The sequence below is a fragment of the Nocardia sp. NPDC055002 genome (genome assembly GCF_053608825.1).
This window is the reverse complement of the sequence record NZ_JBSGWE010000004.1, coordinates 643,966-665,145: the sequence shown is the minus strand read 5'-3', so window position 1 is coordinate 665,145 and position 21,180 is coordinate 643,966. Positions and strand designations below refer to the sequence as shown.

General features: G+C 66.3%; 21 protein-coding genes. 10 read left to right on the top strand and 11 right to left on the bottom strand.

Annotation, left to right across the window (positions count from 1 at the left end; translation table 11 throughout):
* The first annotated feature begins 101 nt into the window (after window positions 1-101).
* On the top strand, window positions 102-770 hold the full coding sequence (locus ACWF99_RS19850; RefSeq protein WP_378634688.1) for a S1 family peptidase: 669 nt from the start codon (window positions 102-104) through the stop codon (window positions 768-770).
* Window positions 771-833: 63 nt separating this feature from the next.
* Here ACWF99_RS19850 and ACWF99_RS19845 read toward each other — a convergent pair whose 3' ends face one another.
* Together ACWF99_RS19845 and lppU are read right to left on the bottom strand one after the other, a co-directional pair.
* Complete coding sequence (locus tag ACWF99_RS19845) at window positions 834-2,282, bottom strand: MFS transporter (RefSeq protein ID WP_378634686.1); 1,449 nt, start codon at window positions 2,280-2,282, stop codon at window positions 834-836.
* Window positions 2,283-2,320: 38 nt separating this feature from the next.
* Entirely contained in the window at window positions 2,321-2,953 is a 633-nt protein-coding gene (gene lppU, locus ACWF99_RS19840) for an LppU family putative lipoprotein (RefSeq protein WP_378989343.1), read from the bottom strand.
* A gap of 171 nt (window positions 2,954-3,124) precedes the next feature.
* On the opposite strand from lppU, the gene ACWF99_RS19835 reads away from it, so the two are divergent.
* The 7 genes from ACWF99_RS19835 to ACWF99_RS19805 all read left to right on the top strand — a co-directional run bounded on the left by ACWF99_RS19835 (window position 3,125) and on the right by ACWF99_RS19805 (window position 11,288).
* The gene (locus ACWF99_RS19835) at window positions 3,125-4,303 is read left to right on the top strand and encodes a serine hydrolase domain-containing protein (protein WP_452537168.1); all 1,179 of its coding nucleotides are present in this window, start codon (window positions 3,125-3,127) and stop codon (window positions 4,301-4,303) included.
* Between the two features lie 8 nt (window positions 4,304-4,311).
* Window positions 4,312-5,649 carry a cytochrome P450 gene (locus ACWF99_RS19830; RefSeq protein WP_452537052.1) on the top strand — a complete coding sequence of 446 codons (1,338 nt, stop codon included), beginning with the start codon at window positions 4,312-4,314 and terminating at the stop codon, window positions 5,647-5,649.
* Between the two features lie 320 nt (window positions 5,650-5,969).
* The gene (locus tag ACWF99_RS19825) at window positions 5,970-6,860 is read left to right on the top strand and encodes a L,D-transpeptidase (protein ID WP_378634678.1); all 891 of its coding nucleotides are present in this window, start codon (window positions 5,970-5,972) and stop codon (window positions 6,858-6,860) included.
* A gap of 158 nt (window positions 6,861-7,018) precedes the next feature.
* Entirely contained in the window at window positions 7,019-7,930 is a 912-nt protein-coding gene (locus tag ACWF99_RS19820) for a carbohydrate ABC transporter permease (RefSeq protein ID WP_452537167.1), read from the top strand.
* A complete protein-coding gene (locus tag ACWF99_RS19815) occupies window positions 7,927-8,793 on the top strand; it encodes a carbohydrate ABC transporter permease (protein ID WP_452537051.1) in 867 nt (288 codons plus the stop codon). Before ACWF99_RS19820 ends, ACWF99_RS19815 begins: the two co-directional genes overlap by 4 nt.
* Window positions 8,794-8,814: 21 nt before the next feature.
* Window positions 8,815-10,143, top strand: a complete 1,329-nt coding sequence (locus tag ACWF99_RS19810) for an ABC transporter substrate-binding protein (RefSeq protein WP_378634671.1) — start codon at window positions 8,815-8,817, stop codon at window positions 10,141-10,143.
* A 68-nt stretch (window positions 10,144-10,211) separates the two neighbouring features.
* The gene (locus ACWF99_RS19805) at window positions 10,212-11,288 is read left to right on the top strand and encodes an ABC transporter ATP-binding protein (protein WP_452537050.1); all 1,077 of its coding nucleotides are present in this window, start codon (window positions 10,212-10,214) and stop codon (window positions 11,286-11,288) included.
* A gap of 127 nt (window positions 11,289-11,415) precedes the next feature.
* Here ACWF99_RS19805 and ACWF99_RS19800 read toward each other — a convergent pair whose 3' ends face one another.
* The 7 genes from ACWF99_RS19800 to ACWF99_RS19770 all read right to left on the bottom strand — a co-directional run bounded on the left by ACWF99_RS19800 (window position 11,416) and on the right by ACWF99_RS19770 (window position 17,962).
* Entirely contained in the window at window positions 11,416-11,712 is a 297-nt protein-coding gene (locus ACWF99_RS19800; protein WP_452537049.1) for a hypothetical protein, read from the bottom strand.
* 7 nt (window positions 11,713-11,719) lie between these two features.
* Window positions 11,720-12,157: a hypothetical protein gene (locus ACWF99_RS19795; RefSeq protein ID WP_452537048.1), complete on the bottom strand. Its 438-nt coding sequence runs from the start codon at window positions 12,155-12,157 to the stop codon at window positions 11,720-11,722.
* Window positions 12,158-12,575: 418 nt separating this feature from the next.
* Entirely contained in the window at window positions 12,576-13,757 is a 1,182-nt protein-coding gene (locus ACWF99_RS19790) for a Fic family protein (protein WP_452537047.1), read from the bottom strand.
* Between the two features lie 94 nt (window positions 13,758-13,851).
* A complete protein-coding gene (locus ACWF99_RS19785; RefSeq protein WP_452537046.1) occupies window positions 13,852-14,607 on the bottom strand; it encodes an MBL fold metallo-hydrolase in 756 nt (251 codons plus the stop codon).
* A gap of 66 nt (window positions 14,608-14,673) precedes the next feature.
* Window positions 14,674-16,689, bottom strand: coding sequence for a M13 family metallopeptidase (locus ACWF99_RS19780; protein ID WP_452537045.1), 2,016 nt, complete (start codon window positions 16,687-16,689; stop codon window positions 14,674-14,676).
* Between the two features lie 42 nt (window positions 16,690-16,731).
* Window positions 16,732-17,097: a DUF397 domain-containing protein gene (locus tag ACWF99_RS19775; protein WP_452537044.1), complete on the bottom strand. Its 366-nt coding sequence runs from the start codon at window positions 17,095-17,097 to the stop codon at window positions 16,732-16,734.
* A 10-nt stretch (window positions 17,098-17,107) separates the two neighbouring features.
* A complete protein-coding gene (locus ACWF99_RS19770; RefSeq protein WP_378634661.1) occupies window positions 17,108-17,962 on the bottom strand; it encodes a helix-turn-helix domain-containing protein in 855 nt (284 codons plus the stop codon).
* Window positions 17,963-18,182: 220 nt separating this feature from the next.
* Between ACWF99_RS19770 and ACWF99_RS19765 the strand changes: the two genes are divergently transcribed.
* The gene (locus ACWF99_RS19765) at window positions 18,183-18,713 is read left to right on the top strand and encodes a hypothetical protein (protein ID WP_452537043.1); all 531 of its coding nucleotides are present in this window, start codon (window positions 18,183-18,185) and stop codon (window positions 18,711-18,713) included.
* A 2-nt stretch (window positions 18,714-18,715) separates the two neighbouring features.
* On the opposite strand, the gene ACWF99_RS19760 is transcribed toward ACWF99_RS19765, so the two are convergent.
* Window positions 18,716-19,435 carry a pirin family protein gene (locus ACWF99_RS19760; RefSeq protein ID WP_378635249.1) on the bottom strand — a complete coding sequence of 240 codons (720 nt, stop codon included), beginning with the start codon at window positions 19,433-19,435 and terminating at the stop codon, window positions 18,716-18,718.
* 142 nt (window positions 19,436-19,577) lie between these two features.
* Here ACWF99_RS19760 and ACWF99_RS19755 point away from each other — a divergent pair, with 142 nt between their 5' ends.
* Window positions 19,578-20,891, top strand: coding sequence for an MFS transporter (locus ACWF99_RS19755; protein WP_452537166.1), 1,314 nt, complete (start codon window positions 19,578-19,580; stop codon window positions 20,889-20,891).
* Here the strand turns inward: ACWF99_RS19755 and ACWF99_RS19750 are convergent.
* Complete coding sequence (locus ACWF99_RS19750) at window positions 20,860-21,096, bottom strand: hypothetical protein (RefSeq protein WP_378634655.1); 237 nt, start codon at window positions 21,094-21,096, stop codon at window positions 20,860-20,862. The genes ACWF99_RS19755 and ACWF99_RS19750 overlap by 32 nt on opposite strands.
* Window positions 21,097-21,180: the final 84 nt, after the last annotated feature.

Here is a 21,180-nt window from a genome sequence, read left to right as displayed (position 1 = left end):
CGGCGGCAAACGCACCGGTCCGGGGGCGCGCCCGGGACCGAATACAGGCACGATAGACAGACCGTATTGATACTGTGCGAACTTCCGACATCTGGAGGGACATGTTCAGCAAACTCGCCAAGGTGGCCAACACCGCCTTCGCCCTCGCCCTCGGTGCAGCTCTGCTGGGCACCGGTGCGGCCAACGCGCAAGCAGGCCCCCCGGTGATCGGCGGCGGCTCCGGCATCGTGATCGACAACGCGTTCGAGTGCACCGTCACCACGGTGGGACACGACGGCGCGGGCAGGCTGGTCGGACTGACCGCGGGCCACTGCGGCGACGCGGGCGCGCCGGTCAGCGCCGAGGTGGATCGAGGCTACGGCGAGATCGGCCGTTTCGTGTACAGCAACTCCGAACTCGACTACGCGGTCATCGAGTTCACGCCGGGCCGGATCATCCCGGTCAACCGGATCGGCAACGTCACCATCACCGGCGTCGGCGGACCGGCGCAGTTCCCGACGATCGTCTGTAAGGAAGGCCGGACCACCGGCAATACCTGCGGCATCACCTGGGGCGACGTGTTCGCGACCAATACCGAGACCTGGTCGCAGATGTGCGTGGTCGAGGGCGATTCCGGCGCGCCGGTCGTCGTCGGCTCGACACTGGTCGGCATGGTCAACGCCTATCTCGCGCTGGCCTGCTTCGGGCCCGAGGTCGGGACGAACATGAATTCGATCATGGACGACATCAACGCCCGCGGCGGCGTGGGTTCGGGCTATCACCCGATCTAGTCCCTCGCCCGTACTCCCTGGATGTCGAGCGGGTCGCGTGGTTGTCCACGCGGCCCGCTCTCGCTATGTGGCAAGCGATTTCGGCGCCAGCGCGGGTCCGTCGGCGCCCGCGCAATGCGGCAGGCAGTCGACGCGTTCGGGCTGCGGAGGCTGACGCGGCACGCGGAGCAGGACCGCCGCGACCCCCGCGCCGATCAGCAGCAACAACGCGCACCAGCGCATCGCGGTGTCGAAGCCGGCGGCGAAGGCGACCGGGTCGTCGAACGCACCGGACAACCCGGCCACCCCTGGCAACGCCGCCACGGCGAGTAGCTGTGCCGTTCGCGCCACGGCATTGTTCACCCCGGACGCGATGCCGGCCTCGCCCTCACGCACCGCGGCGAGCACCGCGCCGGTCAACGGCGCTACCAGCACCGACAGTCCGAGCCCGAAGACGAACACGCCGGGCAGCACATCGGTGAGATAGTCCGCGCCCGGTCCGATCCGCTGCAACGCGAACACGCCGCCCGCGGCCAGCAGCGGACCGAACGTCATCGGAATCCGCGGCCCGTGCTGCTGCGCCCATCGGCCCGCGGGCGCCGAGAGCACCAGCATCAGCAGAGTGACGGGCAGTCCGGCGGCGCCCGAGGCCATCGGCGAGTACCCGGCCACCAGCTGCAATTGCAGCACCAGCAGGAAGAAGACGCCGCCGAGCGCGGCGTACACGAGCAACGTCACCAGATTCGCCACCGTGAACACCCGCGACCGGAACAGCGACGGCGGTACCAGCGGATTGGGGCTGCGCAGCTCCACCAGCACGAAACACGCCAGCGCGGCCAGCCCGACCGCCACCAGCACCACCCGGGAATCGATGAGTCCCAGTGTGAGCGCACCGAGCGCGAGCGCGACGATCACCGCGCCCGGTATGTCGATCCGCGCGGGCGCCTCCGGATCACGGCTCTCCGGGACATATTTGAGCGTGACGACGGCGACTACCAGCGCGAGCGGCACATTGAGCAGGAAGATCGCCCGCCAGCCGACCAGATCGATCAAGCCACCACCGAGCAGTGGCCCGAACGCACCGGCCACCCCGCCGAGACCGGACCACAGTCCGATCGCACTGCCCTGGTCGCGTCGATCGATCGACGCCGAGATCAGCGCCAAGCTGCCCGGGGTGAGCAATGCGCCCGCCACGCCTTGCAGCAAGCGCGCGGCCACGAGCATCTCGATGTTCACCGCGGCCGCGCACAGCAGCGAGGTGATCGCGAATCCGACAATGCCCCAGACGAAGACGCGCCGACGGCCGAGCCGGTCGCCGAGCGAACCGCCGAGCAGGATGAAGGAGGCCAGCGTGAGCGTGTAACCGTTCACGGTCCACTGCAACCCGGCGACATCGGTGTGCAGCGATTCGCCGATCCGTGGCAGCGCGACGGAGACGACGGTGGCGTCCAGCGACGCCATCGACGAGCCGAGGATGGTGGCGAGCAGAATCCACCGGCCCGTGGCCGAGTTCAGCCGAACCGTCTGTGGCACTACTCCAAACTAGCCGCCACCCACGTCTTTCGTAGGGACTACAGGCTCTCCACGCAGACGACGACGTGGCGCTCGGCGTACTTGAAGCCGGAATCGGCGGCATCGGGGCAGTCGTCGACGCTGTCGGAGTTCTTGTTGATCGTGATGACCTTGACCGGTTCGGTCCCGCCCTCGCCGCACTCGATGCGCTTGGGTTCGTCGCCGCCCACGTCGATGCAGCCGCCGACGACCCAGTCGATGTCGAGGCACAGGGCGCCGGTCTCGATGCCGTTGAGCGTCTCGGCGTAGAAGTTGTCGCGGTCGCCGACGCAGCCGTTGCTGGTCTTGGCCTTGCCGATGACCTTGTAGTTCGACGAACGGCTACCGCACGCGGCCTTCTCGATGGTCGCGTCGTTGACCGTGCCGCCGAGCGCGACGCAGTCGCCGACGTTGGCCTGGAAGTCGGTCTTGCCGCCCTTGCTCGAGGTCGGCGCGGGCTTGCTCGCGGTGGGTTTGCCGGTGGTCGATTTGCCCGGCTTGGTGGTCGGCGTCGCGGTGCTGGTCGCGGGGACGACATCGATCGCCGGCTGGGCGTGGCCGTCGATGGTGCCTCCGCAACCGGTCGAGACGAACGCGGTCACGGTGATGGCGATCGCGCCGACGAGCCGGCCGATTGGCAAATCTGCAAACACCCATTGTGAATACACCACCGGAGCCACCCCCGTCGACTCCAACCGGCGGGTCTGTCCCTGCGATACCCTTGGGATTCCGGTCGCCGTGTGCGGCGCGGGGCCCCCGATCGCGTGTATCAGGAGGTATCCATCGTGTCAGCACCGGTCGACGACTTCGCGGCGCCACGGCAAATGGTGGTCGATCCGCGCTTCATCCGGCTCGCGGATCATTTCTTCGGGATGTTCGCCCAGCCCAGTCGTGGCGGCGGTGCGCTGGCCATCTACCTGGACGGACGCCCGGTCGTCGACATCTGGGCCGGCTGGGCGGCCAAGGATCAGCGCTGGACCGGCGAGAACATCGCGCTCACCTTCTCCACCGGCAAGGGTGTCGCCGCCACCGTGCTGCATCGGCTGGCCGAGCGCGGGCTCATCGATTACGAGGAGCCGGTGGCCACCTACTGGCCGGAGTTCGGGTCGCACGGCAAGGACGACATCACCGTGCGTGATGTGCTGTCCCATCGCGCGGGCCTGCACCGCGTGCGCGGGCTGGTGCCGGGTCGCGAGGGCATTCTCGACTACGACGCGGTGGTGACCGCCCTGGCCGAGAGCCCCGCCGACCCGCGCCGCATCCGCACCTCGGGCTATCACGCGATCACCTTCGGCTGGCTGGTCGCCGAGATCGTGCAGCGGGTCACCGGCGATCCGTTCACGGCGGTATTGCGCCGAGAAGTGGCCCAGCCCTTGGGAATCGAGGAGTTCTGGTTCCAGGTACCGCCGGGCGAGCGGCATCGGATCGCGAAGATCTTTCCGCATCTGGCGCCACCGGGGATCCGCTGGAACACCGCGTCGTCGGTGCTGTCGTGGGTGCGACCGGCGCGTGGTCTGGCCGAGGCGGGTATGCCGGAGAGCTTCGACGAACTGGTCCGCGACCCACGGGTGCACGACGCGGTGATGCCCGGCTGGAACGGGGTGTTCTCGGCGCGGGCACTGGCCAGGATGTACGGGGCCCTCGCCAACGGTGGGCAGGTGGGCGACGTGCGGTTCCTGCGGCCGGAGACGATCGAGACGATCAACCGCACCCAGCAGACGAGCAGCCGCGACTATGTCCTCGGACTGCCGCTGCGGTTCACCCTCGGCTACCACCGGCCGGTACTGATGACCAAGCAGCAACCACGACATGCCTTCGGCCACTACGGTGTCGGCGGCTCCGGTGCCTATGCCGATCCCGATCTGGGGATGTCGATCGCGTTCGTCACCAATCGGCTGGGCGGGGCCGTGACGGCGCTCGGTGACGCGCGGTTGGCCAAGCTGGCGGCGATGGCGCAGGGGACGGTGCGCGGCGATCGAACCTCTCGAAGGGGTGCCACGTAGTACTGGGCATGAGTTCGCCGAGCCCTGCGCCCACCGCGCCGCGGTTGTCCCTGCTGCACGGCGTGGCCGCGGGGCGGGATTTCGAGGGCTACCTGCGACGACGCGCCGCGCGCAGTGATCCGTTCGCGGTCGGGTTCCCCGGGTTTCCGCCGGTGCTGTTCACCGGAACGGCCGAGGGCGCGCGCGCGTTGTTCCGGGCGCCGGTGGCGCTGCTCGAGCCGCCGCGGCCGAATCCGATCGAGCCGATGGTCGGGGCCGCGTCGCTGATTCTGAGTTCCGGGACGCGGCATCGCACCGACCGCGCGCTGCTGGCACCCGCACTGCACGGCGCGCGGGTGCGACTGCTGGGCAAGGTGATTCGCGAGGCGACACTGAACGAGATCCATCACGGTGCACGAGGTCCCTGGCAGCTCGGCACGCGCATCGATTCGCTGGCGGCAGCGCGCGCCATCACCCTGCGCGTCATCCTCGCCGCGGTGTTCGGCGCCGATTCCGATCGCGCGGCCGAATACGGCGGCGTGGTCACCGATTTCCTCACCGCCTTCACCACCCCGCTCCTGGTGGCGCCCGTATTGCGCCGTGGCATAGGCGGGTTCGGTCCGTGGGAGCGGTTCACCGCGGCTCGGGAGCGGCTCGACGAGCTGATCCTGGCCGACATCACCCGCCGGCGCCGCACCGGCCCCGCCGACGGTGACCTGCTCGATCTCCTCCTCGCCACCCGCTACGACGACGGCACCACCCTCACCGACGCCGAACTGTGCGAGCAGCTGCGCACCCTGCTCGTCGCGGGCCACGAAACCACCGCGACCACGCTCACCTGGGCGCTCTACCACCTGCACCGTGAACCCGGCCTGCTCGCCCGACTGCTCACCGAGCTACCCGCCGCGGGCGACGACCCGGCCGAGCAGGCCCGGCTCCCGCTGCTCGACGCCGTCTGCCAGGAAACCCTGCGCCTGCATCCACCGGTGCCGATCGTGCTGCGCACGGTGAAGGAGCCGCTGCGCTGGCTCGGGGTCGACGTGGCGGCGGGCGCCACCATCGGCCTTGCCGTCGGCGTGCTGCACAGCCAACCGTCCACCTGGCCCGCACCGCACCTGTTCCACCCCGACCGGTTCCTCGACCGCACCGTCACGCCATTCGAGTTCGCGCCGTTCGGCGGTGGTCACCGGCGCTGTATCGGCGCGACACTGGCCGACTACGAGCTGCGGATCGTGCTGGCCACGCTACTGACCGAGGTCCGGTTGACCCTGGATCCCGCGCTGGCGCTCGGTGGGCGACCGCGCACCGTGCCCCGCAATCTCGCGACCGCACCGGATCGGGCGATCCACTTCACACGCACCGGGTGATCTGCCTCACGTGACGTTTGAGAGTCACACCGGTGTGTTTCCCCGCTGTTCGCACGCACCGCCGCCGACTCGCCGCTGTGAGCGCGGCGTTTGACGAAAGCCGATGAATAACAGCATGTTATGTGACCCACGGCACATAGTTGCGGGCCTGTTATCACCGCTCTGCGCGGCTGGCACCGTGTCACCTGGTGCGGGTAGTAATGGAGGGTCAGGGTCGGGGAAGTCGTTACCCCGTAGAGACCCGTTGCGGCCTCTACGGCACATGAGAACGAGCGTCACTGAGTAGATCTCGCGCCGCCGCACGCGGTACGAGAGATGGAATGGACGAGAAACCTATGCACTACGAGGCAAATATGCGGCAATCGCACTGGCTCCGCCGGGGTCTGCTGCTGTCGGCAGCGATCGCAGCGACCGGCGCGTTGATCGCCGTGCCCGCGCAGGCTCAGCCGACTCTGCCGGGCTTCGGCGCCGGTTCGAGCCAGCCCGCGGTGAACGAGCCCGCGCAGCAGGCGCCCTTCGCGCCGCCGAACATCAACATCGCCGACGGCGAGACCGTCGGCGTCGCGCAGCCGATCATCATCACCTTCCAGGAGCCGGTCGAGGACCGCGCGGCCGCCGAGCGGGCCATCAAGGTCACCTCGAGCACCAACGCGCCCGGCTACTTCTACTGGACCTCCAGCAAGCAGGTCCGCTGGAAGCCCGCCGAGTTCTGGCCGGCCAACACCAACGTGACCGTGGTCGCGGGTGGCACCTCCAGCGCGTTCCACATCGGTGACGCGTTCGTCGCCACCGTCGACGACGCCACCAAGATGATCGTCGTGACGATCAACGGTGAAGTCGTGCGCGAGATGCCGACCTCGCTCGGCAAGACCGGCCACGAGACCCCCAACGGCACCTACATCGTGGGTGAGCGGCTCGAGAAGATGACCATGGACTCGTCCACCTACGGCGTGCCGGTCACCGATCCCGAGGGCTACAAGCTCGAGGTCGAATACGCCACCCGCATCTCCAACAGCGGCATCTTCGTGCATGCCGCGCCGTGGTCGGTTGCGCAGCAGGGCTATTCGAACGCCAGCCACGGCTGCCTCAACGTGAGCACCGAGGACGCGAAGTGGTTCCTGGAGAACTCGCGCCGTGGTGACGCCGTGGTCATCACCGGCACCCAGGGCGGAACCCTCAGTGCGGGCGACGGTCTCGGCGACTGGAACTGATGTACTGAGCGCGATGCGCTGAACAAAACCCGAACAATACGATCAATCGAGGTCGTGTTGTTCGGGTTTTTGCTGTAATCGGCACTGTGTGCCCGATGTTCAGAAAATCGGCGGGCAGGGTTAACCAACGGTTCGCCATGCGCCGTAAAGCTGCCGCGGTGCGAAAGAGTCCAGAGCGGGTACTCCCCGGGAGGAGCCGTCCGTGGCAGGACTACGCGCTGTTCGCGGTACTAGTGGTGCCGAACCTGGCGCTGCTCACCCTGTTCGTTTACCGACCGCTTGCCGATAACATCCGGCTATCGTTCACCGACTGGAATATCGCTGACCCGGTAGCGAATTCGGTCGGGTTCGACAACTACATCGAGTGGTGGCAGCGCGACGACTCATGGAAGGTCGTCAGCAATACGGTGATCTTCACCGTGGCGGCCGTTGGGGTGAGTATGGCGCTCGGTCTCGCGCTGGCCATGCTGCTCGATCGAAAACTGTTCGGGCGCAATGTAGTCCGCTCGGCGATTTTCGCGCCGTTCGTGATTTCGGGCGCGGCGATCGGCGTGGCTTTTCAATTCATCTTCGATCCGAGTTTCGGTCTGGTACAAGACGTCCTGCACCGGCTCGGCGTCGACAATGTACCGGATTTCTATCAGGACCCGGATTGGGCCCTGTTCATGGTGACGCTCACCTACATCTGGAAGAACCTCGGCTATGCCTTCGTGATCTATCTGGCCGCGCTGCAAGGTGTGCGCGCCGAATTGCTCGAAGCAGCCGAAATGGATGGTGCGAGCAGCTGGACCCGATTCACGAAAGTTCTTCTGCCACAACTGCGTCCGACAACCTTCTTTCTGTCGATCACCGTGTTGCTGAACTCGCTGCAAGTCTTCGACATCATCAATGTGATGACGCGCGGCGGACCGCTCGGCAACGGCACGACGACGATGGTGTTCCAGGTGTACGAGGAGTCGTTCCGCAATTTCCGGGCCGGCTACGGCGCCACTGTGGCCACGATCATGTTCGTGGTGCTGCTGGTGGTCACGTTGATCCAGGTACGCGTGATGGACCGAGGCGAACGATGAAACATATAGGCCCGCAAACACTGTCGTACAAGCGGCGCGAACGTGCCGTGACGCTCCTCGGCTACGCGGCGATGGTGTGTGTGCTGATCATCGTCGGAGTTCCGCTGTTCTGGATCCTGATCACTTCGCTCAAGGACCGCTCCGACATCTACACCCAGCCCGCGGTCTACTGGCCGCACAGCTGGCACCCGGAGAACTACAGCCACGCCACCACCACGGTGCCGTTCTGGACGTTCCTGCGGAACTCGCTGATCGTCACCGGCGTGGTGTCGGTGGTGAAGTTCGCGCTCGGGGTGTTCAGCGCGTACGGCCTGGTGTTCCTGCGCTTCCCCGGCAAGAACATCGTGTTCCTGGTGATCATCGCGGCACTGATGGTGCCCAACCAGATCACGGTGATCTCCAACTACGCGTTCATCGCACAGCTCGGCTGGCGCAACACCTTCCAGGGCATCATCATTCCGCTCTGCGGGGTCGCCTTCGGCACCTTCCTGATGCGCAACCACTTCCTGTCGCTGCCCGCCGAGGTGATCGAGGCGGCGCGGATGGACGGGGCGAACTGGTGGCGGCTGCTCACCCGCGTGGTGCTGCCCATGTCGGGACCGACGATGGTGGCGTTCGCGGTGGTCACGCTGGTCAACGAGTGGAACGAGTACCTCTGGCCGTTCCTGATGGCCGATTCCGCCGATGTCGCGACGCTGCCGGTGGGCCTGACCCTGCTGCAGAACACCGAGAACCCCAGCGTCACCAACTGGGGGCCGGTGATGGCGGGCACCGTGCTCACGATGCTGCCGATCCTCATCGTCTTCCTTGCCCTGCAACGTCACATGATCAAGGGCCTCACCTCCGGTGCGGTCAAGGGATAGATCTCGAACAGGAGTTCGCCAGTGTCCAACTCACGATTCCCGGCGTTGAGTCGCCGTGGCTTCCTCGGCCTGACCGGCGGCGTCGCCGCTGCCGCGGCGCTGTCCGCGTGCGCGGGCACCGGCGGCGGATCCGGTGATTCCGGTGACGCCAACACCATCACCTTCTGGTCCAACCACCCCGGTACCTCCAAGGAGCTGGAGCTGGAGCTGATCAACCGGTTCCAGGCGAAGAACCCCGACCTGAAGGTGAACCTGGTCGACGCGGGCAAGAACTACGAGGAGGTGGCGCAGAAGTTCAACGCCGCGCTCACCGGTGGTGACCTGCCCGATGTTGTGGTGCTGTCGGACGTCTGGTGGTTCAACTACGCGCTGAGCAAGGCCATCGAACCGCTCGACGGGCACTTCGGCGCCGCGGGTGTGCAGCTGAGCGACTACGTCGACTCCCTCGCCGCCGACTACCTGTTCGACGGCAAGCACTACGCGCTGCCCTACGCCCGCTCGACGCCGCTGTTCTACTACAACAAGGACGTCTGGGCGAAGGCCGGACTGCCCGACCGCGGCCCGAACTCCTGGCAGGAATTCGACGAGTGGGGCCCGAAGCTGCAGTCGCTCGTCGGCGCCGACAAGTTCGCGCACGCCTGGGGTGACGCGAAGAACTACCTGGGCTGGACCTTCCAGGGCCCGAACTGGACCTTCGGCGGCGCCTACTCCGATCAGTGGAAGCTGAAGTTCACCGATCCGGGTTCGATCGCCGCGGCCACCTACCTGCGCGACTCGATCAACGTCAAGAAGTACGCCGCGATCCGCCCGCAGATCGCGGTCGACTTCGGCACCGGCGTCGCGGCCTCGACCATCGCCTCCACCGGCGACCTCAAGGGCATCAAGAAGAACGCCGACGGCAAGTTCGAGGTCGGCACCGCGTTCCTGCCGCACCCGAACGGTCCCGGCGTCACCACCGGCGGCGCCGGTCTGGCGATTCCGTCGCGGATCTCCGACACGCGAAAGGTCAACGCGCTCAAGTTCATCGAGTTCATCACCAACGCGGCCAACACGGCGTACTTCACGCAGAACACGGGCTATATGCCGGTGCGCAAGTCGGCCGTGACCGACCCGAGCGAGATCGACTTCCTGGCGAAGAACCCCAACTCCAAGGTCGCCATCGACCAGCTCTCGGTAGCGAAGTCGCAGGACTACGCCCGCGTGTTCGTGCCCGGCGCCGATCAGATCATCGGCACCGGCTACGAGCAGATCGGCCTCCAGAACGCCGATCCGGCAACGGTTCTCGCGAAGGTGGCCGCCGACGTGCAGGCGATCATCGACCGGCAGATCACGCCCAAGCTGCCCAAGTAGTTCCCCCACGGGCCGGTGTTCGTTGTGACCACCGGCCCGTTTCGCTTTCCCCGCTAGGAGAATTCGCCATGGCGACAGTGCAGTTCGACGGTGTGACCCATCGCTATCCCGGCGCCGACGCCCCCGCCGTCGACGCACTCGACATCGACATCGCCGATGGTGAATTCCTCGTGCTGGTCGGCCCTTCCGGCTGCGGCAAGTCGACCAGCCTGCGGATGCTGGCCGGACTCGAATCCGTGGAGGCGGGCACGATTCGCATCGGTGAGCGCGATGTCACCGACCTGCCGCCGCGCGCCCGCGACGTGGCGATGGTGTTCCAGAGCTACGCGCTCTACCCGAACATGACCGTCGCCGAGAACATGGGCTTCGCGCTGCGCAACGCGGGAATGTCGAAGTCCGACACCTTGGTTCGGGTGAATGAAGCCGCAGCGATGCTCGAACTCGAGCCGCTGCTCGACCGCAAACCGGCCAAGCTCTCCGGCGGCCAGCGTCAGCGCGTTGCCATGGGCCGCGCCATCGTGCGCCGCCCGCAGGTGTTCTGCATGGACGAGCCGCTGTCCAACCTGGACGCGAAGTTGCGGGTGAGCACCCGGTCCCAGATCGCGGCGTTGCAGCAGCGACTCGGCACGACCACCGTTTACGTCACCCACGACCAGGTGGAAGCGATGACGATGGGGCACCGTGTCGCGGTGCTCCGCGACGGAACCCTCCAGCAGATCGCCTCTCCGCGTGAGCTGTACGACAATCCGTTGAACACCTTCGTTGCCGGGTTCATCGGTTCACCCGGCATGAACCTGCTCGAAGCCCCCGTGGCCGACGGCGAGGCAGTGCTCGACGGACTGCGGATCCCGGTGCCCCGCAACATCTCCGGAGCGCGCGTGGTTCTCGGCATCCGCCCCGAATCCTGGGAAGTCACCACCGATCCCGCCGGAATCACCGTCGTCGCCGAACTGCTCGAGGAACTGGGCGCCGAATCCTTCGTCTACACCCACGGCGCGGGCACCGACTGGTCCACCCGCTCCGGCAAGATCGTCGTCCGGGTGGACCGCCGCTTCCAGACCACCCTCGGCGAAACCCTGCACCTGCGACCGAAGCCGGACGAGGTGTTCTTCTTCGACGCGGACACCGAACTGCGCTTGCGCTAGGACACCACAGGACGTGAGCCGGGACTCCGCCGAACAACCGTAAGGGGAACCTGCTCGGTGAGTTGGTGGCCGCGTGCGCGGTCGCCGCAGTCAAGCCTAGCGACGATCCAGCCAGAGTGGGAGCCGCTCAGTCGCCGATGAACATAAGGTACCCATTGGAACGGATGGCGATATCGGCCAGCCGGCGGAGTTGCTCGAGGGCATCCCGCTGTTCCTCGGTTTCGCCAGTTACGCCCTCGGTTTGCTCGAGCATGATCTTCAACTGCCAGGTATTGAACATCGTGTCGCCGTAGCGGTAGACACCACGGAGCACGCTGGTTGTGGGCTGCGCAGCGCAGAGAAAGTAAATTGAGTCCTTCTCATCGTCACCAATTCGCTGTTGTTCGGCATGGTTGATATTCTGAACTACTATTTCTAGCGCCATTGCGTCCTCATTCGTCTCCCTCGGGATGCATTGTAATTACTGCGCCGAATCTATCTTGAACGACGATATACTTCTGAGTTGCCTCTCCGCCCCGCTTCTCCGACTTGTGCCCGATGTACCTATCCGGCACAAATACTTCCCTTCGATATGTTCCGTCTCCTTGCGGGATGGCAGGGCTGTTTTGCGCAGCGTCTACCAGCGCGTATGGGTCTTCACCCTTGTCAAAAGTGCTCTTGAAGGGAGTATTGAGTGCTCCGCCAGGATAGTGCTTACTCCGAACATAGGATTCAGACTCCACCGTCATAACCGGTAACGCAATTCCATCAGCGTCATTATGATCGCCAGATGATCCCGATTCGTCATCATCCAGCTTGATCGGCAGTGCTATTATCTCCTTCAGTCGCACAGAATAACTTCCCAGGTCAGGGATCTTAAGAAATGGCATGCTAGCTACAACGGTATGAAACTCGCTGGACTCGACCGGATCGTATACAAACTCCTCGAGGTCCTTGTCGAAAATCGGCGCGGCACACTCGAGGTATATGTACGATTTGAAGATCAGGACCTTATCAGACCTGTTTCCGCGTGATTGCTTGCCGCAATCACCGCATGGGTGATCGGTTGGGAGCTTGCGAGTCCGTGACCAGGCAGGATGAGGTTGACAGGGAGGACTGACAAGGTCGACAACGCTGCGAGGGTTGCTTCGGTTGAGTTGTTGAAGACGCGGGGGAGGAGTTGGGGGCCTGCATGTTTGGAGGTGTGGTGAGCGGTGACCAGCACCTGCGGCCGAAGCCGGACGAGGTGTTCTTCTTCGACGCGGACACCGAACTGCGCTTGCGCTAGGACATCGAACTGCGCTTGCGCTAGGACAGGCCCGCCGCGGTGCGGCGGCCGATCGCGGCGTTGAGGGCGTCGAGTTCGGCGAGGATGTCGGTGGCGGCCCATATTCGGTTTCGTTTGGAGTCGGAGACGACGTCGAGGATGCCCACGTCGACCAGTCGTTCGAGGGCACGGTAGGTCGCCGAATCGGTTGTCGCCGTGATGGCGTTCGCGCCGGCCACGGTGAGAATCGGGTGCTCGAGCAGGTTCGCCAAGAGCGCCTCGTCGGCGGAACCGCCGCGGGGGCGGGCGCGGTCTCGCCATCGCTGGGGGAGCGCGGCGAGAGTGCGGGCCGAGTCGATCGCCGCCTCGCTGGCGTACACCGCGGCGAGCGCCAGATAGATGACGAATTCGTCGGCGGCACCGGCGCGGTAGGCGGCCAGCTGGGCGAAATAGCGGGAGGTGTCGGCGAGCATGACCGACGCCAAGGGGACGGTGACTCTGTCGGTCAGCCCGCGTCTGCGCAGAATGGCGCTCACCAGGGCGCGTCCGATCCGGCCGTTGCCGCTGACGAACGGGTGGATCGACACGAACTGCGCGTGCGCGATCGCCGCTTGGACCAGGATCGGCAGATCACCACGCGCGACGAAGGCGAGCAGGTCGGCCACCAGTTCGGGCACGAGTTCCGGTGGCGGTGGCACATACAGGGCGTGCAGCGGCGTGTAATCGCTACCGCCGATCCAGGTTTGGACGGTCCGGAAGCGTCCGGCCTTCTCCCACTCCGGAGCGATCAGCACACGATGGGCGCTGAGCAGATTCGCCTCCGTGATCCGGCTGGTCGCCGCACTGTCGACCAGTCCGGTGAGTGCCCGGACCGCGCTGACCTGTGACGCCGCCTCAGGTCCGGCCGTCGCGCCGCCGAAGGATTTGCTGAATGCTCGCCACCCCGCATCGATGTGCTCGATCCGTGACGACGCGACAGCTTCGCTGCGCAGCAGGAATTCGCGCAACGGTGCCGAATACTGGCCCTGGCCGGCTTCGAGATGTGTCACCGCGATCACGGCGGCTTCGCTAGCCGATGTTGTTCGCCTGGTGGCGAAGTCGAGTTCGGCGATGCGCGGTGGGATCGACACCGCTGCCTGTTCGGGGACGGGGCCGACTCGCGGACTTCGTCCGTCACGCGCCTGCCAGGAACGCTGCTCCGTGCGGTGGGCCGGCCAATCCATGTGCTCTTACTGTACTTTCGCTATCGCAAACTCTACTTACATGGTCACTACTCGCGTTTGCCGAAAGTGACGACAGCAACTAGGTGACTACTCGTTATTCGCGCCGTTCGGTTCTCGCGTGGGTCCGCGCCCGGTCGACAGCTTGCCGGATGCCCTCGGTGAAGGGGTCACCGTGGCCGGGGAGAACCAGGTCGGCGGCGAGCGGCTCGAGGGCCTCGAGTGCTGTGAGGGTTTCCGGGGTCGAGTGGTTGAAGAAGTCGGGAAGTAGTTGGGGGCCTGTGAATTTCGAGGTGGGATGCGCGGTAACCAGGGTGTCGCCGGTGACTACCGCGCCGGCGGCCGCGAGATGGAAGGCGGAGTGGCCCGAGGTATGTCCCGGGGTCGCGATCGGCGTGGGGCGGCCGGGAAGATCCAGCTCGCCCGCGGTGCGGAAGGGCTGGATGTGGGGGACCTGGTTCTTACGGAGGCCGCCCGCGCGGGTGATCCTCAGGGCCCAGCCGCAGGTGGAGACGTCGGTGAGGCGTTTGATCACGTCGAGCGGGGTGGCGGACTCGTGGACCTCGCCTTTGGCGTGCGGCACCTCGAGGCGACTGGTGTAGGCGGGAATGCCGTACTTCGCCTGTAGGTGGTTGAGGGCGCCGACGTGGTCCAGGTGTGCATGGGTCAGCAGCACCGCGGTGATGTCCTCGGGGCGATGACCGAGGGCCTCGATGGTGGCTTCGATCAGGCCGGCGTCGCCGTACCACCCCGCGTCGATCAGGGTGAGGTCACGACCCTCGCGGAGCAGGACCATGTTCACGTCCGTGCCCGCGATGGTGAAGACGTTGTCGGCGACCTGCTGGTGACGCATGAGAATTGTCCCTCTCCGATGCAGTGGGTTTCGACCCTACCGGCGACCGGCAGGGTCGAGACCTCGTCACCAGATGGTCACACGTTCCTCCGGCTTCAAGTAGAGCTTGTCCGCCGGAGTCACGTCGAAAGCCTCGTAGAAGCTGTCGATATTGCGGATCACCGCGTTGCAGCGGAACTCCGGCGGGGAGTGCGGGTCGACGGCGAGACGGCGGATCGCCTCCTCGGTGCGGGCCTTCGTGCGCCAGACCTGCGCCCAACCGTAGAAGACGCGCTGCAGCCCGGTGAGGCCGTCGATCACCGGAGGTTCCTTGCCTTCGAGCGAGATCTTGTAGGCGGCGAGGGCGATGGACAGTCCGCCGAGGTCGCCGATGTTCTCACCGATGGTGAATTCGCCGTTCACGGTGTGCTCGTCGTCCAGGTCGGCGGGGGAGAGCACGTTGTACTGGTCGATCAGGGCCTTGGTGCGCTTGCCGAACTCGGCGCGATCCTCGTCGGTCCACCAGTCCTGCATGTTGCCGTCGCCGTCGTACTTCGCGCCCTGGTCGTCGAAGCCGTGCCCGATCTCGTGCCCGATCACCGCGCCGATCCCGCCGTAGTTGGCGGCGTCGTCGGCGTTCATGTCGAAGAACGGCGGCTGCAGGATCGCCGCGGGGAACACGATCTCGTTCATGCCGGGGTTGTAGTAGGCGTTCACGGTCTGCGGGGTCATGAACCATTCGCCACGATCGACTTCACCACCCAGTTTGCCCAGGTCACGGTCGTGCTCGGCGGCATGGCCACGGCGGTAGTTGCCGACGAGGTCGCTCGCGTCGATCTCGACCGCGGAGTAGTCGCGCCAGGTGTCGGGGTAGCCGATCTTGGGGGTGAACTTCTCCAGCTTGGTCAGTGCGGCCGCGCGGGTGTCGGGGCCCATCCACTCGAGGTCGGCGATATTGCGGCGGTAGGCCTCCTGGAGATTGGCCACCAGCTCCACCATGCGGGCCTTGGCCTGCGGCGGAAAGTGCCGGGCCACATACAGTTTGCCGACTGCTTCACCGAGCAGTTCCTGCACCAGCGACACCCCGCGCTTCCAGCGTTCGCGGTTCTCCTCGGCGCCGGTGAGAGTGCGTCCGTAGAAGTCGAAGTACTCCTCGACGATCTCGTCGGTGAGGAACCCCGAACGCGCGTGCAGCACCTGCCACGCCGCCCACGCCTGCCAATCCGTTTGCGGCACCTCGGCCCACGCGGCGGCGAAGGCGCGCAAGTAGCCTGGCTGACGCACGACGAGTTCGGCGAACAGGTCCTTGCCGTCACGGTCGAGTCCGGTGGCGACACCGTCTACCCACGCGGCCCAGTCGAATTCCGGGTTCTCGGCGACCAGGTCGGCGAAAGTGGTGAGGTTGTAGCTCTTTTCGGCATCCCGACGTCGGACGACATCCCAATGTCCCGCGGCGAGTGTGCGTTCCAGCTCGAACACGCGGCGGGCGGCGTCGGCCGGGTCAGCGGGGAGCAGGCCCGCCAGCGACGCGTCCGCGGCGGCGATGGTGAACGTCTTGGTGATGTGCGCGAGGTACGCGTCGCGGATTTCCGCGAACTCGTCGGCGCGGTAGTAGGACTCGTCGGGCAGCCCGATGCCCGACTGGGTCGCGTGCACGAGGTAGCGGGTGGAGTTCTTGTCGTCGGTGTCCACGTAGTAGGCGAGCGCGCCACGGACCCCCGTGCGCTGCAAGCGCCCGAGCAGCGCGGCGAACACACTCGGATCGCCGACCTCGGCGATCGCGCGCAACTCCTCGGCGACAGGTGTGAACCCGGCCGCCGCGACCACATCGGTGGCCATGAAGCTCGAGAACAGATCCCCGATCTTGCGGGCGTCGGCATCGTCGGCCGCACCGGCGGCACTATCGGTGATGATCGCCTGCACATCTAGCTCGGCCTGGTCGTAGAGCGTGCGAAACGCACCGTCGACAGCCCGGTCGGCCGGGATCTCATACCCGGCCAACCACTGCCCGTTGACATGCGCGAACAGATCGTCCTGCACCCGCACATCCTGATCGCGGAAGGACAGATCAATACCGGAGGGAGCGCTCAGATCAGAAGTCACGCCCCCCAGTATGCCGAAACACCGATGGCCGGCGACGTGGTCTTACACGCAGGCGAACTCGTCGTCGCGGACGCCGGCTACGAAGGCATTCCACTCTTCGGGGGTGAAGCGGAGGACGATGGCTTCGTGGCGGAGGGTCGTCGAGCCGTCGGGGGAGGTGTGGGCCACCAGGTCGGGGTGGGGGCGGGCGGTGAGAAGGCAGTGGAGGAAGGCTGTCCAGAGGGGGGCGTCGACGGTGATGATGGGCTCGTCCAGGCCGGCGTTCATCGGGTTGCGGCGGAATTTGCTGTCTCGTATCTGGACAGCGTCTCCATCGAAACGAACCTCGACACACTGGTTGCCGTTATTCGAGCGTGACGAGGTGAACCAGCCGTGTTCGGCCGGGCGGCGGCGAGCGGTGGTGGACATACCCAGAATCTTACACGCTTGCATACTCCCTGATCAGGGCGAGAGATTCGGTGCGGGAAAGGGATTGCTCGCGGGCACGTACGTAGGCGAAGCCGAGATCGCGGACCTGTTCGGCGTCGTCGACATGACCGCCGAACACCGCGCTCTCGGCCCAGGCGAAGGTAGGTAGCTGATCGCTTGCGAAGTCGAGCAGATGGAAGCTGGAGCCGCCGAGCACGGCCCCCTCGGTCGCACTGAACGGAATGACGCGCACGTCGACGGTGTCGAGTTCGCGCACCAGCGCGACCAGGTGCCGCAACTGCCCGCGCAGCACCTCACCACCGCCGGTCTGCTGACGCAGAGTGGCCTCGCCGAGCACCGCGGTGAGTTCCAGCGGATCGGGCCCGTGCAACCGCTGCTGGCGACGTAGTCGTATCGAGACTAATTGGTCAACTTGGACCGGGCGGATCATCACATCGGCACTGATCAGTGCCCGCGCGTACGCCTCGGTCTGCAACAGACCGGGCACGATCATGCTGTCGTAGCTGCGGATACTCTGCGCGCCCGCCTCCATCCCGTACAGCCGCTGCAGCTCGGGACCGATCAGCGCCGAGGAGGCCGTCGTCCACCAGCCGCGCTGCTTACTCGCTTCGAGCAGGGCGAGCAGCTCGAGGCGTTCGTCGGGCGTGACATCGAGAACGTCGAGAACCGGCTCGATAGTGGTGCGGGTGAGCACCCGCCTGCCCTTCTCGACATGCGACCAGTTCGCGGGCGTGAACCCGACGCGACGGGCGAACCCGGCCGAATCGAATCCGCGCTGCTCACGGAGTTCGCGCAGACGCAGGACGAGTTCCCACCGCGCGACGGTCGGCGAAACGGGAGCCATGGGCGAATATCGTACGCTGATCGACACACCAGCTACTGACTATTGTCAGCGCGGTTGTGCGGCTATAGGCTGCGTAGAACGGCATTTTTCCCTCACGTCCTGCCGTTATGAAAAAGTTTCCGCGCCACCTGGTCGTGATGCTCCACCTCTCGCCGAGATTCGCCCCAATCGAGCGAACTCACAGCTACATCGAACCACCGTCGACAGAGACGAGGTCGTGATGAGCACGTTGCACACTGATGAGGACAAGGGCGGGTATACGGCGGCCGAGGAATACTCGGCCACCCAGGACGCTTTGGCGCGCTGTCGCCAATACCGCAAGGACCATGGCCTCTACGGCGTCGTCGACGCGGCGCTGGGACGGATCGTGCTCGAGATCGGCGCGGTCGGCGCGGTGGTGATGCCGTCGACGCTGGGCGAACGAGTCCGCGGGATGCTCGTCACGCGCGGCCTGCGCTGCGGGCCGATCATCGCCCACCCCCGCTCCGGCCGCTGGACCTTCCTCACCGGGCCGGTCGACAACTCCTACCTCGACACCGTGCTGTTCGCCGAGCTGTTCCGGGTCTGCGCCTCGGTCGCCCTGCCCGGTAGCGAGGTGGTGCTGCCGTCGCCGGCCGACGAGCGCAGCGGATATCGCACCTGGATGCAGGCGCCCGACGGCGACTTCCGACCCGATTTCGCGCAGATCGTTGCCGCTACCAGGACAAATGCCAAGTCGGCGACCTTGATCCGGCAGCCGGGTTCGGCCTGAGCTCACCCACCGCCGAGGCGCGCGTGCATCTCCCAGACGAGCACCTCGGCGTCGCCGTGCGGACGGATCAACTGGCCGCCGGAGCGGGTCAGCCGAATCGCGTCGCCCTGGGACAGGGTGCCGAGACCCTCGACGTCGACCTCACCGCGTGCGACGAAAACATGCAGGTAGGGGGCATCAGGAAGGGTGACGCCGGGACTGTCGGCCGTCATCCTGGCAACGTGCATGGCGGCATGTGAGGAATTGATCGCGATGGCCGTGCGGTCGCGATAGCGAGGTAGGCCCGACGCGACCGTCACCAGCTCGCCGCGCGCGAGCTCGTCGTCGATCTCGAGCTGCTGGTAGCCGGGGTCGACGCCCGGCTCATCCGGAACCACCCACATCTGCACGAAGTGCACCGGCTCGTCGTGGGTCTTGCCGTCGAGGCGCCACGAATCGTTCTTCTCCGAGTGCATGATGCCGGTGCCCGCGCTCATGCGCTGGGCCAGACCCGGATAGATGACACCGTTGTGGCCGAGCGAATCCTGATGCACGAGGCTGCCGCCGAGCACCCAGGTGACGATTTCCATGTCCCGATGCGGATGGGTGTCGAAGCCCTCGCCGGGCAGCACCACGTCCTCGTTGTTCACCAGCAGTAGCCCGTGATGGGTGTTGTCGGGGTCGTAGTGCTCGCCGAAGGAGAACGAATGCTTGGAGTCGAGCCACGGGATCCGCGTCTTCATCCGGTCGCCACCGCGGTGTAGTTCGATCCGCGGCGGTGTCGTCGATGTGGGCGTCACCCTTCAATTCTGGCACCACTATGGTCATGACGTGTCGACTCATCCCCCTGACGGCTCGAATACGGCGGATGAGCAGCCGATCTCGATGAGACATCTGCTTCGCGACACCCGCGAGGTGGTCCGCCGGAACCCGCGGGTGCCACGGCTGGCCCTGTTGCGGCTGGCCGCGCAGTTCGGTGACGGGATGTTCCAGGCGGCCCTGTCGGGCGCGATCCTGTTCAACCCGGAACGCGAGACCGATCCGCTGGCCATCGCCGCCGGTTTCGCGGTGCTGCTGCTGCCGTATTCGGTGCTCGGGCCGTACGCGGGCGCGCTGCTGGATCGGTGGGATCGGCGCAATGTGCTGCTGGCGGCGAGTGTGGCGCGGGCGGTGCTGATCGGCGTGGCCGCGATCGGGCTGTTCGTGGGAGTGGGGGAGACGCCACTGCTGGTGCTGGCGCTGGCGACGGTGGGGATCAGCAGGTTCGTGCTGGCCGGTGTGTCGGCGGCGCTGCCGCGGGTGCTCGAGCAGCGCTGGCTGGTGCCGATGAATTCGGTGCTGGCGACGGTGGTCTCGGTATGTGCCGGGATCGGCGCCGCGGCGTCGGTGGCGGTGATCGCGCTGATCGGCGCGGGCGACGCGGCCTCGGCGGTCGCGGTGGCGTTGAGCGGGCTCGGCTCGCTGGTCGGCGCGGTGCTGGCCTACGGGTTCGGACCGCATGTGCTCGGGCCGGACCGTGGCTCGGCCGCGACCGAGAGCACCGTGCACGCCATCGCGACCGGTCTGCGCACCGGCGCGCGGGCCGTGTGGCGTGCGGCCCAGGTGACCACGGCGATGATCGGCATCGGCGCGCATCGCATCGTCTTCGGGATGAACACGCTGATCATGGTGCTGGTACTGCGCCAGCCCACCGACGGCGCCGAGATGAGCGGCGGGCTGGTCGGCTTCGGGGTGGCGATCGGCTTCGCGGCGGCGGGCATGCTGCTGGCCGCGATCGGTGCGCCGATCCTGATTCCGCGCCTCGGCAGGCCGCGCACCGTACTGCTCGGGCTCACGACAGCGGTGATCGTGCAGCTCACGCTCGTGACGCCAATCGCGCTGGCCACCGGGCCCGCGGTCGACAACGCGCACCGACTGCTGCTGGCAGGCGCGTTCGGGCTCGGCCTCGCCGGGCAGACGATCAAGCTCACCGGCGACGCGAGCATGCAGATCGACATCGACGACGACCAGCGCGGACAGGTATTCGCCCTGCAGGACACGGTTTTCAACGTCTGCTTCGTCTTGGCGATCGCGGTGACCGCGCTGGTGATCCCGGCCGACGGACGTTCGATCGGGGTGGTGCTGGCCGGCGCCGGGGTGTACGCCCTCGGCATCGCGGCCATCGTCCTCAATTCCCGTCGAGCCAGGGTGGCCTGCTGAGGGTGCCCGCGGGTTCCTGGGCCAGCACCGTTCGGTGATCGGCGGTGGCCGGCGCGATGTCGGGGAGCAGCGTGTCGTGGTCGACGCCGGTGTCGTAATCGATCCAGAGCGCGTCGACGACGCTCGTGTCGGCCAGTTCGTCGTAGCTCGACCAGTGGTGCACGACCGCGTCGCCGGTTCCGAAGACGTACTCGATTTCGTTCACATGTGTTTGGACGCACGGCAACAGCGATCGGTTCCGGTAAGTTCTCACAAGATCACAGGTGTTCCTCGCCGACACCGATTCGAG